Consider the following 22,063-nt stretch of genomic DNA (forward strand, 5'->3'; position numbering starts at 1 on the left):
GTCAGGAGGGATGGGCAGAAGCCTGCAGCTTCGCGATCATTTCCGCCAGCGCAAAATCCCTTGGCGTGTCGATGTCCAGGGCCCGCTCGGCCGGCACCAGCACGCTGCGCACCTTGCCGGCCATCAGGCGATCGGCCCGCAGCACGAACCCGGGCCGCGCGGCATAGGCCACGGTGGTCATGTCGAAGACCTCCGGCACGTCCTGGCGCCGCACCACTTCCCCCTGCGGCTCGATCACCAGGCTGGCGTAGCCCGCGGCGTCCAGCTTCACCATGTTGAACCAGGGGCTGCGCTCGGCCTCGCGCACCGTGATCACCACGTCCGCCTGGGGATCGGAGGCCAGCATGTCCAGGCAAGCCCGCACGTCGGCGACGCTGCGGAACGGCGAGGTGGCCGGCAGGCTGAGAAAGACGTCGAAGGGGCCGCGGTCCTGCTGCACCCAAGCGATGGCATGGCGCCAGGCCAGCCACTCGGGCGCACTGTCGGTGGCGAGCTCCGCGGGCCGCAGGAACGGCACCTCGGCGCCGTGCCGGCGCGCCACGTCGGCGATCGCCTCGTCGTCGGTGGAGACGATCACGGTCTCGATGCCGGGGCAGGCCCGGGCCACGTCGATGGAGTGGGCGATCAGGGGCTTGCCGGCCAGCGGCTTGATGTTCTTGCCCGGCACGCCCTTGGACCCGCCACGGGCGAAGATGAAGGCGATGGTCCTCATGCGGCGAGCTCCACGGTGCGGCCTTGCGCCATCGAGCGGCGCGCCGCCTCCACGATGCGCAGCGCGGCCAGGCCTTGCGCGCCGTCCACTTCGCAGGGTGCACCCTCTTCCACCGCCCGCAGGAAATGGCGCAGCTCCTCGACGTACGTGGCATTGCGGTCGGGGAGTGCGGGCACCTGCAGCGCCTGCCAACCCGCGCCGTCCGCGCGGAACAGGCCCAGGGTGTTGGCGATGACATCCCACCTCAGCGTGCCCTGGCTGCCGATCGCCTGACCGGTGCGCGAGGGCACGCGCTGCAACAGGTCCAGGCGCAGTTGCACCAGCCGCCGCGGCTGCTCGTACGCCAGGGTCACTTCGGCGAGGTCCTCGACGTCGATCTCCAGCCCGCTGTAGCGCCCGCCGGTGGCGGTGACACGCCGCGGAGGCCCGAAGACCCAACCGAGGAAGTCCAGCTCGTGGCTCAGTTCCAGCAAGGCCCCGCCCCCGAGCGCACGTTGCGCGGACACCGCCTCCTGGTAGCGCGTGCCGGGCCGCCAATCGGGCAGGTACTGGCCGACCTCGCCGCGCACGGACAGCACCTCGCCGAGGGTGTCACCTTGCAGCAGCCGCCGCACTTCCCGCAGCAAGGGCAGGAAGCGCAGGTTGTACGCCGTCATCAACAGCGCGCCGGACGCGCGGGCACAGGCAACCATGGCCTCGCCCTGCGCGGCGGAATCGGCGAGAGGCTTTTCGGCCAGCACCGGGACGCCGGCCCGCAGCAGGGGCAGCGCAACCTCCGCATGGCGGGACGCGGGGCTGGCGACGATGGCCGCGTCGGGTGCGAACTCCAGCGCCTGCGCCAGCGCATGGAACTGCAGGTCGGCTCCCTGCGGCAAGGGCGCGTCGGGCCCGGCTTGCAGGCGCAGCACGCCGATGCGTGCGTCCGGCCGCAGGGCGCGCAGGTTGGCGAGGTGCCGGCGACCGATGCTGCCGAGACTCACCAGCAGGAAACGCGTGGCAGTGCGGTGCGCGGCCATGCCTCAAGTCTCCAGGAAGCGGCGGACCACATCGAGCCCCGTCTCGCCGCTGCGTTCGGGGTGGAACTGGGTGGCCATCACGTTGCCCCGCTGCACGACGGCGCAGATGCGGTGGCCGCCATACACGCAGTCGGCCAGCCGGTCGGCCGGCTCAGCCGGCTGCGCCGCGAACGAGTGCACGAAGTACACCGCCGGGTCGCGGCCTTTCAGCGGCGCCAGCAGCGTGCCGGCCCAGTCGCGGCCTCGCGCCGGTTCCACCAGGTGGTTCCAGCCGATGTGGGGCACGCGCTGCGGCTCGTTGGCAGTGGTCACTTTCGGGATCGCCTTGACGTGCCCGCGCAGGATGCCCAGCCCGGGGTGTTCGCCGAACTCCTCGCTGCCCTCGAACAGGATCTGCATGCCCACGCAGATCCCCAGCAGCGGCCGGCCGGTGTCGACGTAGCGGCGGATCGCGTCGCCAAAGCCGCGCGAACCCACCTCCTGCATGCTGTCCTGGAAGGCGCCGACGCCGGGCACGACGAGGCGGTCCGCGTGGACGACATCCGCCGGGTCTTCGGTGATGTGCAAGTCCGCGCCGGCATGTTCGAAGGCGCGCGCGACGTTGAGCATGTTGCACATGCCGTAGTCCAGGAGCGTGATCCGGGGCCGCGTCATCCGGTCTTTCGGACCTCGAGGCCCGCAACCAGCGCAGCCGCGCGGATCTCGGGGAGGGTGAGCCGCTTGTAGTGCAGCACGTCGGCCATGGCCACCGCGTCCGCCCTGCCCTCGCGCGCCGCCTGCACGAAATGCTCCAGCGTGCCCATGCCGCCGCTGGCGATCACGGGCACCGGCACGGCCTGGCTGACCTGCCGCACCAGGTCGATGTCGAAGCCCTTGCGCGTGCCTTCGCGGTCCACCGAGGTGAGCAGCACCTCGCCGGCCCCGAGCTCCACGCCGCGCTTGACCCATTCCAGCACGTCCAGGCCGGTGCGCTCGCGGCCGTTGTCCGTATAGGCCTCCCATTTGCCGGGCCCCACCTGCTTGGCCTCGATCGACAGCACCATGGCCTGCGAGCCGAAGCGGCGCGACACCTCGGTGATCAGTTCGGGCCGGCCGATCGCGGCAGTGTTGATGGCGACCTTGTCGGCGCCCGAGCGCAGGATGTGGCGGGCGTCGTCCACCGAGCGGATGCCGCCGCCGACGGTGATGGGGATGAACACCCGGTCCGCGGTGCGGCGGATGATGTCGCTCAGGTTGTTGCGGCCATACAGGCTGGCCACGATGTCCATGTAGACCAGTTCGTCCGCGCCCGCTTCGTAGTAGCGCAGCGCGAACTCCTGCGGATCGCCCATCACGCGCAGCCCCTCGAGGTGGATCCCCTTGATGAGGTTCGGCCCCTTGATGTCCAGGCGAGGGATGATGCGCAGGTTGCTCATGCAGGTTTCACGCGGCCCGCAGGTGCTTCGGATGCCATACCGCGTCGCGCAAGGCCCATTGGCCGTCCTGCCACTTCCACAGGTGCGGCGAGCGGAAGGTGTCGGCCAGCTTCATGAAGTAATCGCGCGTCATCAACGGTTGCTCGAACATGCGGCTGGCTTGCGGAAATTCGTTCGCCGGGATGCTCAGGTAGCGGAAGATCTCCTCGGCAAAGCGCTCGGGGAACTCGTGGTCGAAGCGCTTGACCAGCGCGACGCCTTCCTCGCGGGTGATGTCGCCGGAGCGGATTTCCTGCGCGGCGTCATAGGTGGCGCGGCCGATGCCGAACTTCACGCCGGTGGTGTAGTAGTGGAAGTCGTCGATGCGGTCGTCGATGCTGTTGTACTTGCTGTACGTGCCCGGCGTGCGCTCCGGCGACGCCTGGAAGCCGCCGTGCTCCACCGCGTAGTAGTAGCAGCTTTGCGGATGCCACTTCAGGTAGTAGCCGAGGTAATGCACCTCGATCTTCTGTTCCTCGATCTGGTCCGGATTGGCGGGCAGGTACGGCAGCAGGTCCTGCTGCTCCACGCCGAAGTGCTTCTTCAGGTCCGGCACGGCGACGCCGCCCAGGCTGACGCGGGACTGGTCTTCGGCGGTGAAGTACGACCAGTCGCGCTTGGCCGACTCGGTGTCGCCGATCGGGTTGCCGTATTCGGCCTCGTTCTCGCCGTAGAACACCAGCGGCACCTTGTGCAGCAGCGCCATCTTGGGCGCCAGCGCCTTCTGGCCGAACATGAAGGCCTGGAACGGGTGGAACAGGTTGTCGACGGCCAGGCGCGTCAGCAGCCGGTGGACGCGGCCGTTGGGCGTCATCAGCAGGTTGTCGTGGCCCGCGTGGATCCACGCCTGGAAGTTCTTGAAGCCCCAGTCGGTGTAGATGTGCGGCGCCCACGTCACCGTCATCGGATGCATGCCGTACTTCGTGCGCAGCATGTGCGAGGCGTAGAAGCTGTCCTTGCCGCCCGAACCCGGCACGATGCAGTCGTACTCGCCATTCCTGCTGCGATGGCGGTCGCACAGCTCGCGCAGGCTGCGCTCGCGCTCTGCCCAGTCGATCCCCTGCTTCTTGCGCAGCGCGAACCTGCACGCGTCGCACATGCCGTCCGCGTCGAAGGCGATGGTCTTCTTCTTCGAATCCTTCGTGTGGCTGTACTCCACGGCGGAATTCGGCCGCTGGTTCGAGATGACGCAGCTGGTGCAGAACCTCACTTCCGGCGGCAGGCCGTACTTGGCCGGCGGATTCTTCGCGTCCGGCGCGTACGGCGTCTTGTCGATGTCCTGCGGTGCGGCAATGCGCTCCATGTCCTGGTCCTGCCCTTTCCCTGGCGGGCGGTTCAGCCGCCCGATTGAATGAAGTCCCGCGCCGTCTCGCGCAGCGCCTCGTCGATGCCCACCCGCGGCGTCCACCCCAGGAGGCGGCGGGTCTTGCCCAGGTCCAGCTGCAGCGAGCCGCACAAGCGCCGCGCCACGGCCCCCTGCCCCACCAGCATCGCCGCCGTCGACAACAAGGCGGGCGGCACCGGCACCAGCCGGGCCCGGGTGCCCAGCGCCGCGGCGACGCGCCGCAGCAAGTCCGGCGTGGACAGGTCCTCCCCGTCCCCGGCCAGCAGCACCTGCTGCGCCGCGCCCGGGTGCTCCAGGCACGCGATGAGCAAGTCCACCAGATTATCCAACGCCACGAGCGTGCGCCTGTTGTCCACGGCGCCCAGCGGCAGCGGCACGCCACGCCTGACCCAGCGCAGCATGCTCCGGAAGTTGGCCTGCACACCCGGCCCGTAGACCAACGGTGGCCGCAGCACCACGACCTCCATGCCGCTGCTGCGCCCCAGTTCCAGCAGTCCCTGCTCGGCCTCCAGCTTGCTGACGCCGTACGGATCTTGCGGTGCCGGCGGGTCGTCCGCGGTGAAGGGCCGGCCCGGCTGCGTCTCCTCGCCGTTGACCTTGATCGAGCTGGTGAAGACAAAACGCCTCACGCCGGCTGCGGCGGCCTGGCGGGCCAGGCGCAGCGTGCCGGCGACGTTGGTGCGGCGAAATTCCGCCAAAGGGTCGGCGGCCCGCTCCTTCATCACGTGCACGCGGGCGGCCAGGTGGACGACGCGGTCGACCCCGGCCAGGGCCGCGGACCAGTCCGTCGCCTCACCCAGCTCGCCGACGCCGATGCATCCGGGCCGCGGGCTGCGACTGGCTGCGCGGAACGGCAACCCGCGGGCTTCCAGTTCGGCACACAACGCGCTGCCGACGAAGCCGGTGGCGCCCGTCACCAGGATCACAACCGCGCCTCGCGGGCTGCGGCTTGCGCCGGGTGGCGCAGCTCCCCGAGCCAGGCTTCGAGCTTGCCGATCTGGCGGCCGCGATCGAATTCGGTGGCCCCGAGCTGGCGCCCGCGCGCGCCCATCGCATGCCGTTCCTGCGGCGTGAGGGCGGCAAGCCGCAGCACCGCCGCGGCGAGGGCCTGCGCGTCGCCGGCCTTGGCCGCCACGCCGGCCACCGCGTCGGTGATCACCTGCGCGCCTTCGCCATCCAGCATGGCCAGGATCGGCACGCCGGCCGCCAGGTAGCCCTGCAACTTGCCGGGGAGCGTCATCGCGAAGATCGGCTCCGGCTTCAGCGAGACGAGCAGCGCGTCCGCATGGCGATAGAAGGACGGCATGCGCTCCACCGGGAAGCGGCCGGGCAGCAGCACCTGTTGCGTCAGCCCGCGCTGCGCCACCTGCTCGCGCACCCAGTCCGCCAGCCGGCCGTCGCCGACGATCACCCAGCGCACCTGCGGCGCGGAGGTCTTGAGCCTCTCCGCGGCATCGATCACGGTGGGGAAATCCTGCGCGTCGCCGATGTTTCCGGTGAAGACGATGGTGAAGGCGCCGGGTTGCAGCGGGACCTCGGGCGCTGCTGCAGCTTCGGCCGCGTCATGCACCGCCTCGGCCCATTGGGGGAAGTAGCGCACCTCCGTGTCGCCGGAATACTTGCGGATCTGCGGAATGAAGCCGCGGGACTGCGCCAGCAACAGGTCGCAGCGCCGGTAGATGAAGCGCACCAGCTGCGCCACCAGGCCGAGGACGCGCTTGGACCGCACCACGCCGATCGCTTCCAGCGTTTCCGGCCACAGGTCCAGCACCCAGAACGCGACGGGCGCCTTCTTCAACCAGCGTTGCACGATGGCCGGAAGACCCACCGTGACCGGCGAGACTTCGAACACGAAGATGGCGTCGAAGCGCCGGCCGCGCAATTTCCAGGCGCCGATGGTGGCGCCGCTCAAGGCGAAGGTGAAGTAGTTGAGCGCCAGCCGCAGGCCGCCCTTGCCGCGTGCCAGCATCGGCACGCGCACCACGCTGGCGCCCGCGAAGGTGTCGAACGCGCGCGGATTCGCGCGGAAGTCGGCAAACACCTCCCCATCGGGATAGTTCGGGCAACCGGTGAGCACCGTGACCGCGTGCCCGCGCGCCACCAACTCGCTCACCAGGTCGTTGATGCGGAAGTTTTCCGGCCAGAAGTACTGGCTGACGACCAACAGGCGCATGGAGCTCACGCTCCCTTGCGCCAGACCACCCGGTTCACGTAGTCGGTGTAGCTGTGGATGATGCGCACCACCTTGTCGGAGACGTTCGGCACGCCGTAGTCGGCCACCGGGCGCAGCAGGCGCACGCCGCCGCGCGGCTGGTCGGCCAGCACGGCCAGGCCCTGCAGCACGCGCTCGCGCTCGAGACCCACCATCATCACGGACGCCTCTTCCATCGCCTCGGGCCGCTCGTGCGCCTCGCGCAGGTTCAACGCCGGAAAGTTGAGGATGGAGGATTCCTCGGAGATCGTGCCGCTGTCGGACAGCACGGCGCCCGCATCGAGCTGCAGCTTCACGTAGTCCTTGAAGCCCAGCGGCTTGAGCAGCTGCACCATCGCGTGGAACTTCGCGCCGGTCGCGTCGATGCGCTTGCGCGTGCGGGGATGGGTGGAGACGATCACCGGCAGCTGGTATTGCTCGGCCACCGCGTTGAGCACGTCGACCAGCCTGGCGAAATTGCGGTCGGAGTCGACGTTCTCCTCCCGGTGCGCGCTGACCACGAAGTAGCCGCCGCTCTTGACCTTCATCCGCTGCAACACGTCGGACGCATCGATCCCCGCGCGGTAATGCGCGAGCACCTCGAACATCGGGCTGCCGGTCTTGATCACCAGCTCCGGCGGCAGGCCTTCGCGCAGCAGGTACTCGCGGGCGATGTCGCCGTACGTGAGATTGACGTCGGCCGTGTGGTCGACGATGCGGCGGTTGATCTCCTCCGGCACGCGCTGGTCGAAGCAGCGGTTGCCTGCCTCCATGTGGAACACCGGGATCTTCCGCCGCTTGGCCGGGATCGCCGCCATGCAGCTGTTGGTGTCGCCCAGGATCAGTACCGCTTCCGGCTGCACCTGCGCGAGCACCGCGTCCACCGCGATGATGACCTTGCCGATCGTCTCTGCGCCGTTGGCGCCCGCCGCCTCCAGGAAGTGATCGGGTTTGCGGATGCCCAGATCATGGAAGAAGATCTCGTTGAGCTCGTGATCGTAGTTCTGGCCGGTGTGCACCAGCACGTGGTCGCAATACTGGTCCAGCTTCGCGATCACGCGCGAGAGGCGGATGATCTCCGGCCGCGTGCCGACGACGGTCATCACCTTGAGTTTGCGCATCGTGGTCACACCGGGTGCTGGTAAGTGTCGGGACGGGCGCGGTCGAACACCTCGTTCGCCCACAGCATCACCACCAGCTCGTCGTCGCCGACGTTGGTGATGTCGTGCGACCAGCCCGGCACCGTGTCGACGATGCGCGGTTCGGCCCCGCTGGTGAACAGCTCGAAGGTCTCGCCGCCGGCAATATGGCGGAACTTGAAGCGGGCGCGGCCCTGGATCACCAGGAACTTCTCGGTCTTGGTGTGGTGGTAGTGCCCGCCGCGGGTGACGCCGGGATGCGCGGTGAAGTACGAGAACTGGCCCGCGTCGGGCGTCTTGAGCATCTCCACGAACATGCCGCGCGCGTCGCCGTGCTTCGGCACGTCGTAGGCGAAGGCGTCCTGCGGCAGGTAGCTCACGTACGTGGCGTACAGCGCGCGGACGAATCCGGTACCCACGCGCCCCGGCGCCAGCGTCTCGCGGCTGTCGCGAAAGCTTTGCAGCTGCTCGGCGAGCTCGCCCACCGTCACCGTGTACTGCGGCCTGACCTGGCGGAACACCTCGTCGCCAGGCTGGGCCTGCAGGAACGACAGGAAGGCGGTGACCACGTCGTCGATGTACGCCAGCGTCACCGGCGCCGCCGGGTCCGTCACCTGGATCGGGAGGCCGCGCGCGATGTTGTGGCAGAACGTGGCGACGGCGGAGTTGTAGTTGGGGCGTGCCCACTTGCCGAACACATTGGGCAGGCGGTGGATGTGGACGGCGGCGCCGGTGGCCGCGCGGTAGTCCAGCAGCGCCTGCTCCGCCTCGCGCTTGCTGTGGCCATAGGGGTTGTCGCGCTCGGCCTGGATCGACGAGGTGTACAGCACCGGCACCGGGCGGCCCGTCGCGCGCAGCAGCTCGCACAGGTGGCGCGTCAGGTCGCGGTTGCCGGCGCTGAATTCGGACGGTTCCCGCGGCCGGTTGACGCCTGCCAGGTGGAACACGGCGCCGGCCTCGCGCACCGCTTCGGCCCAGTCCGCGTCCGTGCAACGATGCGTCAGCGGCAGGACTTCGACGTCCTTGCGCTCCATGAAGTGGGCGCGCAGGTTGCGGCCGATGAAGCCGTCGGCACCGGTGACGGCGACCTTCATGGTCATTCGCTGGGGCGGGCGTCCTTGCCCGCCAGCAGGTCCTGGACGAACTGCAGCTTCAGCAGCAGCGCCTTCATTTCCTCGACGTCGAGGCGATGCGTGTTGTGCGAGTTGTAGTCCTGCGCATCGCTGATGCGGGGCTCGCCCTGCTCCACGAACTTGCCGTAGTTCAGGTCCCGCAGGTCGGGGACCACGCGGTAGTAGCCGCCCAGGTCCTGCGCGCCCGCCATCTCCTCGCGGCTCAGCAGCGCCTCGTATTTCTTCTCGCCGTGCCGGGTGCCGATGACGTGCACCGGGTGCTTCGGCTTGCCCAGCACCTCCAGCAGCGCGCGGGCCAGCACGGCGATGGTGGCGGCGGGCGCCTTCTGCACGAAGATGTCGCCGCTCTGGCCGCGCTCGAAGGCGTAGAGGACGAGGTCGACGGCGTGCTCCAGCGTCATCATGAAGCGCGTCATGTCCGGGTCGGTCACCGTCAGCGGCCTGCCGGCCTGGAGCTGCTCGACGAACAGCGGGATGACCGAGCCGCGCGAGGCCATGACGTTGCCGTAGCGGGTGCCGCACATCACGGTGGCGCCGCTGGCGCGCGACTTGGCCACCATCACCTTTTCCATCAAGGCCTTGGAGATGCCCATGGCGTTGATCGGGTACACGGCCTTGTCGGTGGACAGGCACACCACGCGCTTGACACCGTTGGCGATGGCCGCTTCCAGCACGTTCTCGGTGCCGATGACGTTGGTCTTCACCGCTTCCATCGGATGGAACTCGCAGGACGGCACCTGCTTGAGCGCGGCGGCGTGGAAGATGAAGTCGACGCCGCGCGTCGCGCCCAGGATGCTGGCGTAGTCCCGCACGTCGCCGACATAGAACTTCAGCTTGTCGTTGGCGAAACGCTTGCGCATGTCGTCCTGCTTCTTCTCGTCGCGGCTGAACACGCGGATCTCGCCGATCGGCGTGTCCAGGAAGCGATGCAGGATGGCCGTGCCGAACGATCCCGTTCCGCCGGTCACCAACAGGGTCTTGTCCTGGAAGGTCATGGGTGCTGCCGATTATCCGCGAAGGGTCGCCAGCAGCCGCTCGTGTTCCGCCTGCTGCGCCGCATCGAACCGGGAGGAAATGAGCCGGGCGGGGTTGCCGCCGACGATCGCATACGGCGCGACGTCCCGCGTCACCACCGAGCCCGCAGCCACCATGGCGCCGCGGCCGATGGTCAGGCCGTTCAGGATGATGGCCCCGTGGCCGACCCACACGTCGTCGTGGATGACCGTCCGGTTCCAGTGCTCGCGCGGCGCCGCGAACAGCGGTTGGCCGACCTGTCGGTACGCGTGGTCGCCGCCGACGATGGCCACCGAACCGGCCAGCATGACGCCATTGCCGATCTGGATCTCGCCGTCGAGGAAGGAATAGCGCCCGATGAAGACGTTGTCGCCAAGCGACACCCGCCCCGGCAGGATGAACAGGCCGCGGTCCAGGCGGATGTTGCGGCCGACCGACTTGAAGCGATAGACGAAGGCGAGCTGGAAGGCGGTGAGCAGGCGAACCAGCAGCTTGCGCATCATGCGAGGTCCCGCAGGCTGCGCACCTGCCGGTCGACCAGGCGGCCCCAGGCGGAGGGATCGCGCAGCGCCCGCACGCGGTCCGCCAGGTCCGCCTCGGTGAAGGTGTCGAAGTCGCCGTCGAGGTACACCTTCGGATTGTATGTAGGGGCGGCGTAAACCAGCACGGGGGCGGCCTCAGCCAGCTCGTAGAAGGCAGTGGAATAGATGGTCAGGAACACCGGGCGGGCGCCGCGCGCCTCGTCCCAGCGCGAAATCACCCGCAGGTTGGCCGGCAGTTTTCCTTCCACCTGCGAACGCGGCATGTTCGGATGCAGCTTGACCAGTCCCGTCACCCCGGGCTCGCGCGCGAGCTCCGACAGCGCGGCCAGGATGGCCTGCTGCGCCGCGATCTCCGAAGGCAGGTCGAAGTGCTCGAAGTTCTGGTGGACATGGACGACCACCAGGTCCTCGAAGGCCTCCACGTCGCCGCGGCGAAAGGGCGGGCTGGCGTTGCGGCTGGCGCGCCGCGTGAGCGTCATGGCAGGACCCTGCGCGCGGTAGAAGCTGGCCTGGTGCTCGTGCAGGTAGCGGAATTCGCTGTAGCTCACCCGCGGCGAGTACAAGCCGATGCCGTGCGCGGCGTTGACGTAAGTGGCGCCGGCCGCCAGCAGGCGGTCGCCCGCAGCCACCGCGCCGACCTCGAACTCGTCGCTGGTGAAGACTTCTCGCACGCCCGCTTCCAGCACTTCGGCGGCGAAGCGATCGTAGGCCCGCCACTCCGCCGCCGCCAGGCGCAGGTGGCGATCGGGTCCCGGCCACAGCGGCGCGAGGAGGTCGCGCCAGCGGTACGGCACGCCGTCGAAGGACCAGCGCACGCCGCGCACACCCAGCGCGCGGACGAAGCTTGCCTGCCGGCGCACGCCGTAGCCGAAGGGGTACACCCGCAGCTGCGCGCGGTCGAAGAGGTCGCCGAACATCGTCTCGGTGACCTCCACCCAGGCACGAACCAGCGGCACGCCCGGTACCAGCCGGCGACGCAACACCCGGTACAGCCGGTGCAGCAGCACCTTGGCCGCAAAGGCCATTGCCACCTGGCGAGGCAGCAAGGGAACGTCCTGCGGCAGGGCGAGCACTTCGATGCCGAGCTCCGCGAGCCGGGTCCGCAGGGCGCGCGCCACGGCCGGGGGCAGCTCCACCTTCACGATCTCCCCCGGCCGGTGGCGCGCCGCGTCGATGACGGCCGTCACCCCCATCAGGACGCGGGACTTGATCGACAGCAGGTTGTGCAGCACCTTGCAGCAGCTCGCATCCGGCTCCTGCGAGCGCGCCACATCGCCGCACACCGCGTAGTGCAGCGGCAGCTGGAACAGGCTGGCGGAGAAGCCGCGCAGGAAGGCCGCGAGCGTCTGCACGCTGCCGTCGCGGCGGTGGATGCGCGGCTCCATCAGGCCTTGGCTGTCGTCAGCGCCCGCGCCCAGGGCATGGGCCGGCAGCGCTGGCTGAGCCACCACGTGCCCGCGAACAGCACGATCTTGCCCAGGAGGGCCGCTTGCGCGGCGCCCACGATGCCGTGGCTGCGCACCAGGAACAGGGCCGTGACGACGTTCACCACGCAGGCCGTGAAGGTCACCATCGCCAGGCTGCCGGTGCGCCCGACGTAGAACACGTAGTTGGTGACCATGAAGTACATGCCGCCGAAGGCGTACCCGAGCGCGATCCACAGGATGGCGGGGGCGGCTTCCAGGTACTGCTCGCCCGCCAGCAGGCGCAGCAGCGGCTCGGCAAGCAAGCCGACCAGCAACCCGGCGGCCAGCAGCGCGATGAAATAGCCGTAGGTCCAGCGCACGATGCGCAGGTCCCGCTGCGCATCCTGCTGCTTGATGGTCTCCAGCAGCCAGGGCGCGTAGGCGCGGTTGAAGGCGTCGGTCACCAGCCCCATCGCCATCCCGATCTGCACGGCCACCATGTAGATGCCGACGCTGGCCAGTCCGAGGGTGCCCGCGATCAGGAACCGGTCGAACAGCAACAGCACCATGCCGCTGGCCAGGTGCGGCACCAGCGGCAGGCCGAAGCGCAGGGCCGCGCGCACGTCCTCGCGCCTCGCGGGAAACCGCATCCAGCGGCCGCGCAGCAGCAGCAGGAAGGCCGCCACGGCGACGGCCACGTTCGCCAACGCCATGCCGCCGGCGCGGCCTTCCCATCCCAGCTGCAGCACCAGCACCAGGCCGAGCGATGCGATCGCGTCCAGCACGGCCTGGGCGATCTTCAGCGCGCCGAACTGCCAGGCCAGCGCAGCGGATTGCCAGAGGGTCAATTGCAGTTGCACCACGAACTGGGCCGCCGCGACCAGCACGGCCACCGGCAGCCAGGCGAGCGGCAACTGCGTCCATTCCTTCAGCCAGGGCGCCAGCAGCAGCACAGCCAGCAGCGTGAGCGCGGTACTGGCGACGCCGATCACCAGGCAGGCGGCGACATAGCGTGGCAGGTCGATGCTCTCGCGGTCGAAGTAGCGCATGCCCGCCGCGGCATGGGTGTTGACGCCGACCACCGAGGTGAGACAGGCAACCAGCACCGCGAACATGCCGGCCAGGCCGTACTCCGCGGGCTGCAACACCCGCGTCAGCACGGGCAGCATCAGGAAGGGCAGGCCGGCGCTGACGCCGTTGGCCACGACGTAGACCAGGGCGGCCGAGACCAGTCCGTGGCGCCGGGTCATCCCGGGCGTTCGAGGCCGCGGGACAGCGCGGCATGGCGTGGTGATGGCGCCGCCGCGACGCTCAGGTGGTCCACCACGCCGGCTTCGCTTTCGTAGCCGATGACACGCTGGCCGAGGATGGCGCGGATGCGCTCGACGTCGTTGGCCTGCGTCGCGGCCCACAACTCGTCGAGTGAAGCCGACAGCTCGGGCCACGGCACGAAGTCCTCGCGCGCCCGCATGATGCGCGGGTGCGAGGTGCCTTCGGGGTGGTCGCCGATCAGCAGTTCCTCGTACAGCTTCTCGCCCGGGCGCAGGCCGATGACGACGATCTCGATGTCGCCCTGCGGGTTGTCCGCGTCGCGCACGCGCAGGCCGGACAGCTCGATGATCCGCCGGGCCAGGTCCATGACGCGCACCGGCTGGCCCATGTCCAGCACGAACACGTCGCCGCCGGCGCCCATGGCGCCCGCCTGCAGCACCAGCTGGGCGGCCTCGGGGATCGTCATGAAGTAACGGGTCACGCGCGGGTCGGTCACGGTCAACGGGCCGCCGTTGGCCACCTGCTGGCGGAACATCGGCACCACGCTGCCGCTGGAGTCGAGCACGTTGCCGAAGCGGACCATCGAAAAGCAGGTGCGATGGGGCACCAGGGAGGGAACACTGCCGCCATGGACGCCGACGGCGCCGCGCGCGGCCAGCGCCTGCAGCACCAGCTCCGCCATGCGCTTGCTCGCGCCCATGATGTTGGTGGGGCGCACCGCCTTGTCGGTGGACACCAGCACGAAGTGGCTGGCGCGGCACTCGATGGCCGCCCGCGCCACGTTGAGCGTGCCGAACACGTTGTTCACCACGCTGGGCGCCGGGTTGTGCTCCACCATCGGCACGTGCTTGTAGGCGGCCGCGTGGTACACGGTGGCAGGCGAGAAGGCGCGGAAGATCTGCCCGATGCGCGTTGCATCGTTGATGCTGGCCAGCAGCGGCACCAGCTCCACGGCCAGGTCGCGGCCCTGGCACAGGGTTTCGAGTTCGCGATGGATCGCGTACAGCGCGTACTCGCTATGGTCGATGAGCAGCAGGCGCCGCGGCCGCTCGCCGACGATCTGCCGGCACAGCTCGCTGCCGATGCTGCCGCCGGCCCCCGTCACGGCCACCACCTTGCCGGCGAGGTTCCTCGCCAGCAGCTCGGGCTGCGGCGGGACCGGGTCGCGCCCCAGCAGGTCCTCGATGTCCAGTTCGCGGAAGTCCTGCACCGTCACCTGGCCGCTGGCCAGTTCGGTCATGTTCGGCACCGTGCGCACGTGCACCGGCAGCGCGCTGAGCTGCGCGATGATTTCGTTGCGGCGCTCGCGCGTGGCGCGCGGCAGCGCCAGCAGGATGTCGGTGACCTGCCAGGTGCGCACGAAGTCGGCGATGCCGGAGGCGGCGATGACGGGCACGCCGTTGACCATGCGGCCCACCTTGGAGCGGTCGTCGTCGACGAAGCCCAGGAGCTTGAAGTGGCGGGTGCGCACGATCGATTCGGCCGTCTGCACGCCGGGCCCGTCGGCGCCGTAGATCAGGAGGCGGCCGGCGGGCCCGGCGCCCTTGACGAAACCCATGTCCGCCAGCCAGAGGCGGGCGATGGAGCGGCTGGATGCTATGAGCAGCAGGAACAGCAGGGGCTGGAGCACGCCGACGCTGCGCGGCACCATGGGCAGGCGCAGCCAGAGCAGCAGCACGAACAGCAGCGCGCCGTAGATCATCACTGCCTGGGTGGTGGCCACCAGGGCCGCCGTGCCGCTGTAGCGGAAGATGGCGCGGTACAGGCCCATGCGCACGAAGATCGGGATGGCCAGGATCGGCGCCAGCACGTAGGGCGCGCGTTCGTCCCCCACCGGGAGGTGCGCGGTGTCCAGCCGCAGCGAGAAGGCGACCCACATCGACACGATGGCGAGCACCGCATCCAGCAGCATCACCGTCAGCACCTTGGCAGGCCGCGGCCAGGAGAGGAAGAAGAGCTTCATGGGGTGGCGGCGATTTTAGCGGCGGGCGCTGCGCGCTCCGGCAAGCAGGAGGTCTTCGAAGGGTTTAACGCAGAAGACGCAGAAGACAGACAAAAGGCGCAAAAGGACTTCCAACAGAATCTGGATTCTTCTGCGTCTTTTGTCTTCCTTTTGCGTCTTCTGCGTCAAGAAGCACCGTTGCCCGTCTCGGTCCCTCGCAACCGCTGCTTCGGTGCCCTTTAGGAAGAGCGGTCTAGATGCGGGCGGCGGGCTGGCTTAAAGTGGGTCCGCCGCAACCCAGGAGATGCACATGGTGAAGAAAATGCAAAAGGGCCAGGACGAAAGCGAAGCCGCCGGCACATCGTCCGAAAAGCTGGCCGAGACCGTCAAGGAATCGGCGCAGCAGATCTGGCTGGCGGGCCTGGGCGCCTTCTCCAAGGCGCAGCAGGAAGGCGGCCGCGTCTTCGAGGCGCTGGTCAAGGAAGGCGTGGGCCTGCAGCGCAAGACGCAGTCGGTGGCCGAAGACAAGCTGGCCGAAGCCAGCAGCCGCATGACGTCGATGGCGGGCGACTTCACCGCCAAGGCGGCAGGGCAGTGGGACAAGTTGGAAGGCATCTTCGAGGAACGCGTCTCGCGCGCCTTGAAGCGGCTGGGCGTGCCCACCTCCAGCGACATGCAGGCGCTGGTGGAACGGATCGACGAATTGAACCGCTCCGTCGCGGCCTTGCGCCGCGGTGGCGGCCGTGCCGCGCCGTCCCGGCCGGACGCCGATCGGCCTTCGGCCCGGGTGACCAAGACAGCGAAGACGGCACGCAAGCGCACCGCCGCACGCAAGACCGCCGAGTGAGCTCCACGGCCTGACCATGGCAAAGAAGGCTCCGCGACGCACCGCCGAACGGATCCTGGAGGTCACGCTGGAGCTGTTCAACCGCTTCGGCGAGCCCAACGTGTCCACCACGCTGATCTCCGCGGAGCTGAACATCAGCCCTGGCAACTTGTACTACCACTACCCGGCAAAGGACGAGCTGATCAACTCGCTGTTCGACCGCTACGAGGCCGGATTGATGAAACTGCTGGACGCCGCCGACGGCGTGCGCGACGTGGAGGACGCCTGGTTCTTCCTGCACACGCTGTTCGAGTTGATCTGGCAGTACCGCTTCCTGTACCGTGACCTGAACGACCTGCTGTCGAAGAACCGGCGGCTGGAAACGCACTTCCAGGGCGTGCTGAAGGCCAAGCAGCGGGCCGTGCGCGGGCTGCTCGACGGAATGAGCCGCACCGGCGCCGTGCACATCGACACGCGCGAAGTCGAACCCACCGCCACCAGCATGGTCGTGGTCCTGACCTACTGGTTGAGCTTCGAATACGTCCGCGACCCGCGCCATGCGCTCGAAGCTGACGCAGCGCAACTCGCGTTGCTGCGGGGAGCGCATCACGCGCTCCATCTGCTGGTACCCTATCTGGAACCCGCACAGCGATCCCACCTGCTGCAGCTGGCCGGCGCCTATGGCGGCGGCATTGCCCCGGCAGCGTGACGTTCACGGGGGAAAAGCCAGGGGAGACAAAGTCATGGCCAAGTGGACGGCCTTTCCGTATGCCGGCGCCTACCAGCACGACGCGAAAAGCGTCGCCGATGCGTGGGCCGTCCTGCATGCCGGAGACGCCGAGCCGCTGCCGGCCGACCCCGCCGTCCTGCAGGCCTGGGTGCTGTTCCACAACGGCGCTTTCCAGGAAGCCCGTGACGCGGGCCTGGCCGCCGGCGGCGCAGGCGCGACGGTCGCCGTCAAGGCCACGTGCATCTACGCGAACTATCTCGAGAAGCAGGAAAAGGCGCGCCTGGACTTGCTGCTGGAGGCGGCGCAGCGCGCTGAACAGCAGGCGGCGGCCGACCCGCGCAATCCGAATGCCTGGTACTGGCAGGGCTATGCGCTGGGCCGCTACAGCCAGGGCATCAGCGTCGCCAAGGCGCTGGCGCAGGGGCTGGGGGGTAAGGTGAAGCAGGCCCTGGAGCGCACCATCGCCTTGCAACCGCGCCATGCGGACGCCCATGTGGCGCTGGGCGCCTTCCATGCCGAAGTGATCGACAAGGTCGGCACCCTGATCGGCGGCATGACGTATGGGGTGAAGAAGGAAACGGGCCTCGGCATGTTCCAGGAAGCGCTGAAGATGCACCCCACCTCGCCGATCGCCATCATCGAGTACGCCAACGGGCTGGTGATGCTGGAAGGCGACCGCAAGCACCAGGAAGCCACGCGGCTGTACGAGAAGGCCGCAGCGATGCAGCCGCGGGATGCGAAGGAGCGGCTGGAGGTGGAGTTGGCGCGGGTGGAACTGGAAGTGTGAATCGGGGTGCCGGGGTGCGGCTCTGCCGCAACCCGGCCTACGGGATTTGCCGCCGGCAGACTACAGGCGGCGGCCAGCCCGGCCGCAAGAATCCTCCACCATGAACATCTTCCAGGCCTTGATGGTCAGCCACCAGACCCAGCGCGAGCTGTGCGCCCGCCTCCTCGATGCCAAGCAGGCCACCGACGAAAGCCGGCAGCTGTTCGAGGAACTGAAAAGCGAACTCGCGGCGCACGAGACCGCGGAGGAGCGCTGCTTCTACGTTCCCCTGATGCAGCACGACGCATCCGTCGACCTGTCGCGCCACGCCATCGCCGAACACCACGAGATGGACGAGATGGTCGAAGAGCTCGAGGAGCTGGACCCCCACGCCGTCGAATGGTCGGTCGCCTGCCAGAAGCTGTGCGACAAGATCGAGCACCACCTGAAGGAGGAGGAAGACAAGTTCTTCCCCCAGGCCGGTGAAGTGCTGAGCGACGAGCAGAAGGAACAACTGGCTGCGGACTACGAGGCCGAATTCGCGTCCCAGCGGGTCAAGCAGGAAGCCTGATCGCTCGGCCCCGGCGGATGTGTCGAGCCGCGGCCGCACCTTAAGATAGCCGGTTCACCGATTCGAGCAGGAGAACCCATGGCCGACCTCAACGCCGACTTCGAAGCCGCCGTCGCGAATTCCAAGAAGCTGTCGCAGCGCCCGGACAACGCCACGCTGCTGAAGATCTACGGCCTGTACAAGCAGGCCACCAGCGGCGACGTCGTCGAAAAGAAGCCGGGCTTCGGCGACATGATCGGACGGGCCAAGTGGGACGCCTGGAACGGCCTGAAGGGCACCTCCAACGACGACGCCAAGCGCCAGTACGTCGAGCTGATCACGTCCCTGAGCTGACGGCTACTTCTTGCGCGCGGCCGGCACCTTGGCCACGGCCTTCGCGGCCGCCTTGTGCGGTTCCGCGTGGGGCCTGGCAGGCTTGGCGTGTTTCCTCGCCTCGTGACTGGCGAGCCCCTCCTCGAAGGCGTGCAGCGGGTCTTCCTGTTGCAGCAGCTCGTCCAGGTTGCGGACGATCTCGCTTTCGATCTTTCCCTTGAACATCCCCAGCAGCAGGCCGAGCCGGGCGACCAGTTCGAAGCGGTCCTTGGTCACCTTCAGCTCGCCGCTGGCGCCGGGACGCTTGAAGCTGACCACGTCGGACACCTTGCCCTCCTCGTAGGTGCAGTCCATGTCCATCTTCTTTTCCGCGACTTCCGCCCAGCGGAAGGCGAGCTTGCGTGCCTGCGGCAGGCCCAGGCCATGCTCGCGCACGATGTGGATGTCAGCCAACAGCGGCCTCCTTCAGTTGTCGATGCCGTTCTTCCTTGGGCAGCGCGGCCAGCTGCCGGACGGCATCATGGAACCGCTGCCAGTCGCCGCCCTGGCGGCGGAACAGGGCTTCGAACGCCGGCACCAGTTCGTCGTACGCGGCCTGCGCACCGAAGAACGCGTTGTTCGCATTGGCCACCCAGCGGTCGTAGCCGCGCCAGGCGGCCGGCTCGGCGCCGGAGCGCGCCTTCATCTGCGCATACTCTTCGCGAAACTGCGCCATGACCTCGCTCTTGCGGCGCTGCTTGTCCTCCGGTGCCACGCCCGTGGCCTCGTAGACCGCCTTGAGCCGCTCGCGCGTGGTGCGCGACAAGTCGCGGAACTGGCGCCGGCGGGCGTCGAAGCCGGCGTACTCGCGGCGGGCGGTGTCGTCCGCGTGCGTGGCCAGCCAGCGCTCGCCGCCCAGCCGCTCCACCGCGGTGGCGAACGACTCGTTGAACATCGTGTCGTTCTTCGCATAGACCACCTGGTGCGCGAGTTCGTGGAAGATGATGCGCGCCAGCTCGCCTTCGGGATAGACGATGAAGGTGTTCAGCAGCGGGTCCCCGCCCAGCCAGTTCAGGTAGCCGAGCGTGGAATAGGCGGTCACCGGATAAGCGCCGGCCTCGTAGCCTTGCCGCGTGAGCTCCGCGGCTTCGTCCCGCGCCGCCTGCTCGTCGTAGTAGCCGCGGTAGCCGACGCAGCCCGTCACGGGGAAGCACCAGGTCTTGAGCTCCAGCGAGTAGGCCGGGGCGGCGGTCACGTTCCACACCGCGGCGCTGCGCCGCAAGTCCGCATAGCGGTGGTAGCTGCGGTTGTCGGGCAACTTCAGCTCGCTGCTGGCATAGGCGCGGATGCGCTTGGCCAGCGCCAGCTTGTCGCGGATGCGCTGCGGGGTCTCCGGTTCCTGCAGCCACTCGTCGACGGGCTTGGCGGCGTTCACGAGCTTGAGGTGCCCGGTGACCGACTGCCAGTAGTACCCGAGGTTCGCGCATCCCGAAAGGCACACCGTCGCGGCCAATGCCAACCCTGCCACGCCCGCCAGTCCCATGAAGATCGTCCCCTTGCTCACGCCGGCCGGACTTCGACCAGGCAATCGTAGAACGTGGGGGCGCGGCCCAGGTCCGTCAGGCGTTGGCTGGTGAGCTCGTTCACGTTCGTGCCCGCCAGCCCCAGCTTGCGCCACCAGATGCCCAGGCCGTGGACCACGCCCGGACGCGCGCGGGACGAGACGCGGGCCTTGCAGAAGTATTCGCCCCGGTCGTTGAAGACTCGCACCGCCTGCGCATCCCGGATGCCCCGCGCGGCCGCATCGTCGGCATGCAGTTCGAGCAGCGGCTCCCCCTCGATGTCGCGCAGGCTCTCGACGTTGACGAAGGTGGAGTTCAGGAAGTTGCGGGCCGGCGGCGAGATCATGGCCAGAGGGTAGCGCGTGGAGCTGCCGGCAGGTTCGTAATTGGGCAGGTGGTCGGGCAGCCCGTCCATGCCCTGCCGGGCCAGCCGCTCGCTGAAGAATTCGCACCGGCCGGAGGGCGAAGGGAAACCGCCGTTCGCATAAGGCGCGTCGGGAATGTCCAGGCTGGCAAAGCCCTGCCGCAACAACAGGTCGTAGTCGACGTGCGAGCCGAACGCCTGCCGGCACAGCGCTTCGTCGCTGTCGCCAAAGCACGGCTCGGTGAAGCCCATCCGGGCGGCGAGTTCGCGAAAGACCTGCGTGTTGGTGCGCGATTCGCCCAGCGGGGCAATGGCCGGCCGGTTCAGCAGCACGTCGGTGTGGCCGTAGGAGGCATGGATGTCCCAGTGCTCCAGCTGCGTGGTCGCGGGCAGCACGTAGTCTGCGTAGTCGGCGGTGTCGGTGCGAAAGTGTTCGAGCACCACCGTGAACAGGTCATCGCGGGCGAAGCCACGCACCACCTGGCCCGACTCCGGTGCAACAGCCACTGGATTGCTGTTGTAGACGACCACGGCCTCGATGGCGGGGCCGAACCCGGGCGATGCGGGCCGCAGCAGGTCGTCGCCGATGGTCACCATGTTGATGGTGCGAGCCTTGCGGCCGGCGAGCAGGTCGGGCCGTTGCAGCGTGGCCTTGTCGGCGGGGAAGAAGCCGGAGCTGGAAAGCAGCAGGCCGCCGGCTCGGTGACGCCAGGCCCCGGTGAGCGCCGGCAGGCAGGCGACCGCGCGCACGGCATTGCCGCCGCCGCGCACGCGCTGCATGCCGTAGTTCAGGCGGATCGCCGCGGGCCGGGTGGTCCCGTAAGCGTGAGCCAGGTCGCGGACCTGCTGCGCCGGGATGCCGCAGACCGCGGCAGCGCGTTCGGGGGGCCAGCGCAGCGCGCGCTCGCGCAGCGCCTCCCAGCCCAGCGTGTGCTGCGCGATGTAGTCGTGGTCCAGCCAGTCGTTGACCACCAGTTCGTGCATCAGCGCCAGGGCGAGCGCGGCGTCGGTGCCGGGCAGCAGTTGAACGTGCTCGTGGCACTTCTCCGCCGTTTCGCTGCGGCGCGGGTCGATGCACACCAGCTTCGCGCCGTTGCGCTTGGCCTCCTGCGCGAGCCGCCAGAAGTGCAGGTTGCTGGCGATGGAGTTGCTGCCCCAGATCAGGATCAGTTTCGACTCGGCGAAGAACTCCACCTTCATGCCGACCTTGCCGCCCAAGGTCTGCGTCAGCGCTTCCGCGCCGGCCGACGCGCAGATGGTCCGATCGAGCAGCGAGGCGCCGACCTTGTGGAAAAAGCGCGCGGCGATGCTTTCCCCCTGCACCAGCCCCATGGTGCCGCAGTAGCTGTAAGGCAGGATGGCCTGCGGATCGCGCGCCGCGATGGCGGACAGGCGCGACGCGATGTCCGCCAGCGCAGCGTCCCAGCTGACCGGCTCGAAGCGGCCCGCGCCCTTGGGCCCCACGCGCTTGAGGGGCTGCAGCACCCGGTGCTGGTGGTGGGTCCGCTCGGCGTAGTGCGCCACCTTGTTGCACAGGACACCGGCGGTGGGAACGTGGCCAGGGTTGCCTTGCACCCGGATGGCGATGCCGTCCTGCACGGTCGTCAGCAGCGCGCAGGTGTCGGGGCAATCGTGCGGACAGGCGCCGCGCACGATGTGCGGCGGCGCGGACGTGGAGGCGAGGAGTTCGTCCATGAGGATTTTGCTTAAGGCATCGTCATTGTCGCGCGGGCGCCGATTCGACGTGAATCGACAGGGCAAAGCAAGGATGAGGCGGGGAGAATCGG

At 68.7% G+C, this 22,063-nt stretch carries 22 protein-coding genes; 5 read left to right on the forward strand and 17 right to left on the reverse strand.

Going from position 1 to position 22,063, the window contains the following annotated elements; genetic code table 11:
• Position 1: 1 nt before the first annotated feature.
• The 14 genes from WG902_RS15280 to WG902_RS15345 are packed head-to-tail and all read right to left on the reverse strand — an operon-like array spanning position 2 to position 15,187.
• The gene (locus tag WG902_RS15280) at positions 2-712 is read right to left on the reverse strand and encodes an acylneuraminate cytidylyltransferase family protein (RefSeq protein WP_340060994.1); all 711 of its coding nucleotides are present in this window, start codon (positions 710-712) and stop codon (positions 2-4) included.
• Positions 709-1,728, reverse strand: coding sequence for a Gfo/Idh/MocA family protein (locus WG902_RS15285; RefSeq protein WP_340060995.1), 1,020 nt, complete (start codon positions 1,726-1,728; stop codon positions 709-711). The genes WG902_RS15280 and WG902_RS15285 overlap by 4 nt, the downstream gene beginning before the upstream one ends.
• A 3-nt stretch (positions 1,729-1,731) precedes the next feature.
• Positions 1,732-2,382, reverse strand: coding sequence for an imidazole glycerol phosphate synthase subunit HisH (gene hisH, locus WG902_RS15290; RefSeq protein ID WP_340060996.1), 651 nt, complete (start codon positions 2,380-2,382; stop codon positions 1,732-1,734).
• Entirely contained in the window at positions 2,379-3,143 is a 765-nt protein-coding gene (gene hisF, locus WG902_RS15295) for an imidazole glycerol phosphate synthase subunit HisF (protein WP_340060997.1), read from the reverse strand. Before hisF ends, hisH begins: the two co-directional genes overlap by 4 nt.
• Before the next feature lie 7 nt (positions 3,144-3,150).
• On the reverse strand, positions 3,151-4,485 hold the full coding sequence (locus WG902_RS15300) for an N-acetyl sugar amidotransferase (RefSeq protein ID WP_340060998.1): 1,335 nt from the start codon (positions 4,483-4,485) through the stop codon (positions 3,151-3,153).
• Positions 4,486-4,517: 32 nt separating this feature from the next.
• Complete coding sequence (locus WG902_RS15305) at positions 4,518-5,453, reverse strand: UDP-glucose 4-epimerase family protein (protein WP_340060999.1); 936 nt, start codon at positions 5,451-5,453, stop codon at positions 4,518-4,520.
• On the reverse strand, positions 5,450-6,700 hold the full coding sequence (locus WG902_RS15310; RefSeq protein ID WP_340061000.1) for a glycosyltransferase family 4 protein: 1,251 nt from the start codon (positions 6,698-6,700) through the stop codon (positions 5,450-5,452). Before WG902_RS15310 ends, WG902_RS15305 begins: the two co-directional genes overlap by 4 nt.
• A 5-nt stretch (positions 6,701-6,705) precedes the next feature.
• A complete protein-coding gene (gene wecB / locus WG902_RS15315; protein WP_340061001.1) occupies positions 6,706-7,839 on the reverse strand; it encodes a non-hydrolyzing UDP-N-acetylglucosamine 2-epimerase in 1,134 nt (377 codons plus the stop codon).
• A 5-nt stretch (positions 7,840-7,844) separates the two neighbouring features.
• Positions 7,845-8,957, reverse strand: a complete 1,113-nt coding sequence (gene wbjC / locus WG902_RS15320) for a UDP-2-acetamido-2,6-beta-L-arabino-hexul-4-ose reductase (RefSeq protein WP_340061002.1) — start codon at positions 8,955-8,957, stop codon at positions 7,845-7,847.
• Complete coding sequence (locus WG902_RS15325; RefSeq protein WP_340061003.1) at positions 8,954-9,985, reverse strand: polysaccharide biosynthesis protein; 1,032 nt, start codon at positions 9,983-9,985, stop codon at positions 8,954-8,956. Before WG902_RS15325 ends, wbjC begins: the two co-directional genes overlap by 4 nt.
• Before the next feature lie 12 nt (positions 9,986-9,997).
• Positions 9,998-10,507 (reverse strand): acyltransferase, encoded by a 510-nt coding sequence (locus tag WG902_RS15330; RefSeq protein ID WP_340061004.1) that lies wholly within the window; start codon positions 10,505-10,507, stop codon positions 9,998-10,000.
• The gene (locus tag WG902_RS15335; protein WP_340061005.1) at positions 10,504-11,931 is read right to left on the reverse strand and encodes a hypothetical protein; all 1,428 of its coding nucleotides are present in this window, start codon (positions 11,929-11,931) and stop codon (positions 10,504-10,506) included. The genes WG902_RS15330 and WG902_RS15335 overlap by 4 nt, the downstream gene beginning before the upstream one ends.
• Positions 11,931-13,202, reverse strand: a complete 1,272-nt coding sequence (locus WG902_RS15340; RefSeq protein WP_340061006.1) for a lipopolysaccharide biosynthesis protein — start codon at positions 13,200-13,202, stop codon at positions 11,931-11,933. Before WG902_RS15340 ends, WG902_RS15335 begins: the two co-directional genes overlap by 1 nt.
• Positions 13,199-15,187 (reverse strand): polysaccharide biosynthesis protein, encoded by a 1,989-nt coding sequence (locus WG902_RS15345; protein ID WP_340061007.1) that lies wholly within the window; start codon positions 15,185-15,187, stop codon positions 13,199-13,201. Before WG902_RS15345 ends, WG902_RS15340 begins: the two co-directional genes overlap by 4 nt.
• 289 nt (positions 15,188-15,476) lie before the next feature.
• Between WG902_RS15345 and WG902_RS15350 the strand changes: the two genes are divergently transcribed.
• The 5 genes from WG902_RS15350 (at position 15,477) to WG902_RS15370 (ending at position 18,392) form a co-directional block, all read left to right on the forward strand.
• Positions 15,477-16,013 (forward strand): phasin family protein, encoded by a 537-nt coding sequence (locus WG902_RS15350; protein ID WP_340061008.1) that lies wholly within the window; start codon positions 15,477-15,479, stop codon positions 16,011-16,013.
• Positions 16,014-16,029: 16 nt separating this feature from the next.
• Positions 16,030-16,701 (forward strand): TetR/AcrR family transcriptional regulator, encoded by a 672-nt coding sequence (locus WG902_RS15355; RefSeq protein ID WP_340061009.1) that lies wholly within the window; start codon positions 16,030-16,032, stop codon positions 16,699-16,701.
• Between the two features lie 34 nt (positions 16,702-16,735).
• Positions 16,736-17,509: a hypothetical protein gene (locus tag WG902_RS15360; RefSeq protein ID WP_340061010.1), complete on the forward strand. Its 774-nt coding sequence runs from the start codon at positions 16,736-16,738 to the stop codon at positions 17,507-17,509.
• A gap of 100 nt (positions 17,510-17,609) precedes the next feature.
• Positions 17,610-18,059, forward strand: coding sequence for a hemerythrin domain-containing protein (locus WG902_RS15365; RefSeq protein WP_340061011.1), 450 nt, complete (start codon positions 17,610-17,612; stop codon positions 18,057-18,059).
• A 78-nt stretch (positions 18,060-18,137) separates the two neighbouring features.
• On the forward strand, positions 18,138-18,392 hold the full coding sequence (locus WG902_RS15370; protein ID WP_340061012.1) for an acyl-CoA-binding protein: 255 nt from the start codon (positions 18,138-18,140) through the stop codon (positions 18,390-18,392).
• A gap of 3 nt (positions 18,393-18,395) precedes the next feature.
• Here the strand turns inward: WG902_RS15370 and WG902_RS15375 are convergent, their stop codons facing one another.
• From WG902_RS15375 to WG902_RS15385, 3 genes are read right to left on the reverse strand one after another with little or no spacing between them, the layout of a single operon-like run.
• Entirely contained in the window at positions 18,396-18,824 is a 429-nt protein-coding gene (locus WG902_RS15375) for a polyhydroxyalkanoic acid system family protein (RefSeq protein WP_340061013.1), read from the reverse strand.
• Complete coding sequence (locus tag WG902_RS15380; RefSeq protein WP_340061290.1) at positions 18,817-19,893, reverse strand: aminopeptidase; 1,077 nt, start codon at positions 19,891-19,893, stop codon at positions 18,817-18,819. The genes WG902_RS15375 and WG902_RS15380 overlap by 8 nt, the downstream gene beginning before the upstream one ends.
• 17 nt (positions 19,894-19,910) lie before the next feature.
• Positions 19,911-21,971 carry a molybdopterin-containing oxidoreductase family protein gene (locus WG902_RS15385; protein ID WP_340061014.1) on the reverse strand — a complete coding sequence of 687 codons (2,061 nt, stop codon included), beginning with the start codon at positions 21,969-21,971 and terminating at the stop codon, positions 19,911-19,913.
• Positions 21,972-22,063: the final 92 nt, after the last annotated feature.

Source organism: Ramlibacter sp. PS3R-8 (genome assembly GCF_037572435.1).
Taxonomy (GTDB): Bacteria; Pseudomonadota; Gammaproteobacteria; order Burkholderiales; family Burkholderiaceae_C; genus Ramlibacter.

Coding starts and splice junctions, on each gene's coding strand:
- WG902_RS15280 (WP_340060994.1), bottom strand. CDS start 712: ATGAGGACCATCGCCTTCATCTTCGCCCGTGGCGGGTCCAAGGGCGTG.
- WG902_RS15285 (WP_340060995.1), bottom strand. CDS start 1,728: ATGGCCGCGCACCGCACTGCCACGCGTTTCCTGCTGGTGAGTCTCGGC.
- hisH (WP_340060996.1), bottom strand. CDS start 2,382: ATGACGCGGCCCCGGATCACGCTCCTGGACTACGGCATGTGCAACATG.
- hisF (WP_340060997.1), bottom strand. CDS start 3,143: ATGAGCAACCTGCGCATCATCCCTCGCCTGGACATCAAGGGGCCGAAC.
- WG902_RS15300 (WP_340060998.1), bottom strand. CDS start 4,485: ATGGAGCGCATTGCCGCACCGCAGGACATCGACAAGACGCCGTACGCG.
- WG902_RS15310 (WP_340061000.1), bottom strand. CDS start 6,700: ATGCGCCTGTTGGTCGTCAGCCAGTACTTCTGGCCGGAAAACTTCCGC.
- wecB (WP_340061001.1), bottom strand. CDS start 7,839: ATGCGCAAACTCAAGGTGATGACCGTCGTCGGCACGCGGCCGGAGATC.
- wbjC (WP_340061002.1), bottom strand. CDS start 8,957: ATGACCATGAAGGTCGCCGTCACCGGTGCCGACGGCTTCATCGGCCGC.
- WG902_RS15325 (WP_340061003.1), bottom strand. CDS start 9,985: ATGACCTTCCAGGACAAGACCCTGTTGGTGACCGGCGGAACGGGATCG.
- WG902_RS15330 (WP_340061004.1), bottom strand. CDS start 10,507: ATGATGCGCAAGCTGCTGGTTCGCCTGCTCACCGCCTTCCAGCTCGCC.
- WG902_RS15335 (WP_340061005.1), bottom strand. CDS start 11,931: ATGGAGCCGCGCATCCACCGCCGCGACGGCAGCGTGCAGACGCTCGCG.
- WG902_RS15340 (WP_340061006.1), bottom strand. CDS start 13,202: ATGACCCGGCGCCACGGACTGGTCTCGGCCGCCCTGGTCTACGTCGTG.
- WG902_RS15345 (WP_340061007.1), bottom strand. CDS start 15,187: ATGAAGCTCTTCTTCCTCTCCTGGCCGCGGCCTGCCAAGGTGCTGACG.
- WG902_RS15350 (WP_340061008.1), top strand. CDS start 15,477: ATGGTGAAGAAAATGCAAAAGGGCCAGGACGAAAGCGAAGCCGCCGGC.
- WG902_RS15355 (WP_340061009.1), top strand. CDS start 16,030: ATGGCAAAGAAGGCTCCGCGACGCACCGCCGAACGGATCCTGGAGGTC.
- WG902_RS15360 (WP_340061010.1), top strand. CDS start 16,736: ATGGCCAAGTGGACGGCCTTTCCGTATGCCGGCGCCTACCAGCACGAC.
- WG902_RS15365 (WP_340061011.1), top strand. CDS start 17,610: ATGAACATCTTCCAGGCCTTGATGGTCAGCCACCAGACCCAGCGCGAG.
- WG902_RS15370 (WP_340061012.1), top strand. CDS start 18,138: ATGGCCGACCTCAACGCCGACTTCGAAGCCGCCGTCGCGAATTCCAAG.
- WG902_RS15380 (WP_340061290.1), bottom strand. CDS start 19,893: ATGGGACTGGCGGGCGTGGCAGGGTTGGCATTGGCCGCGACGGTGTGC.
- WG902_RS15385 (WP_340061014.1), bottom strand. CDS start 21,971: ATGGACGAACTCCTCGCCTCCACGTCCGCGCCGCCGCACATCGTGCGC.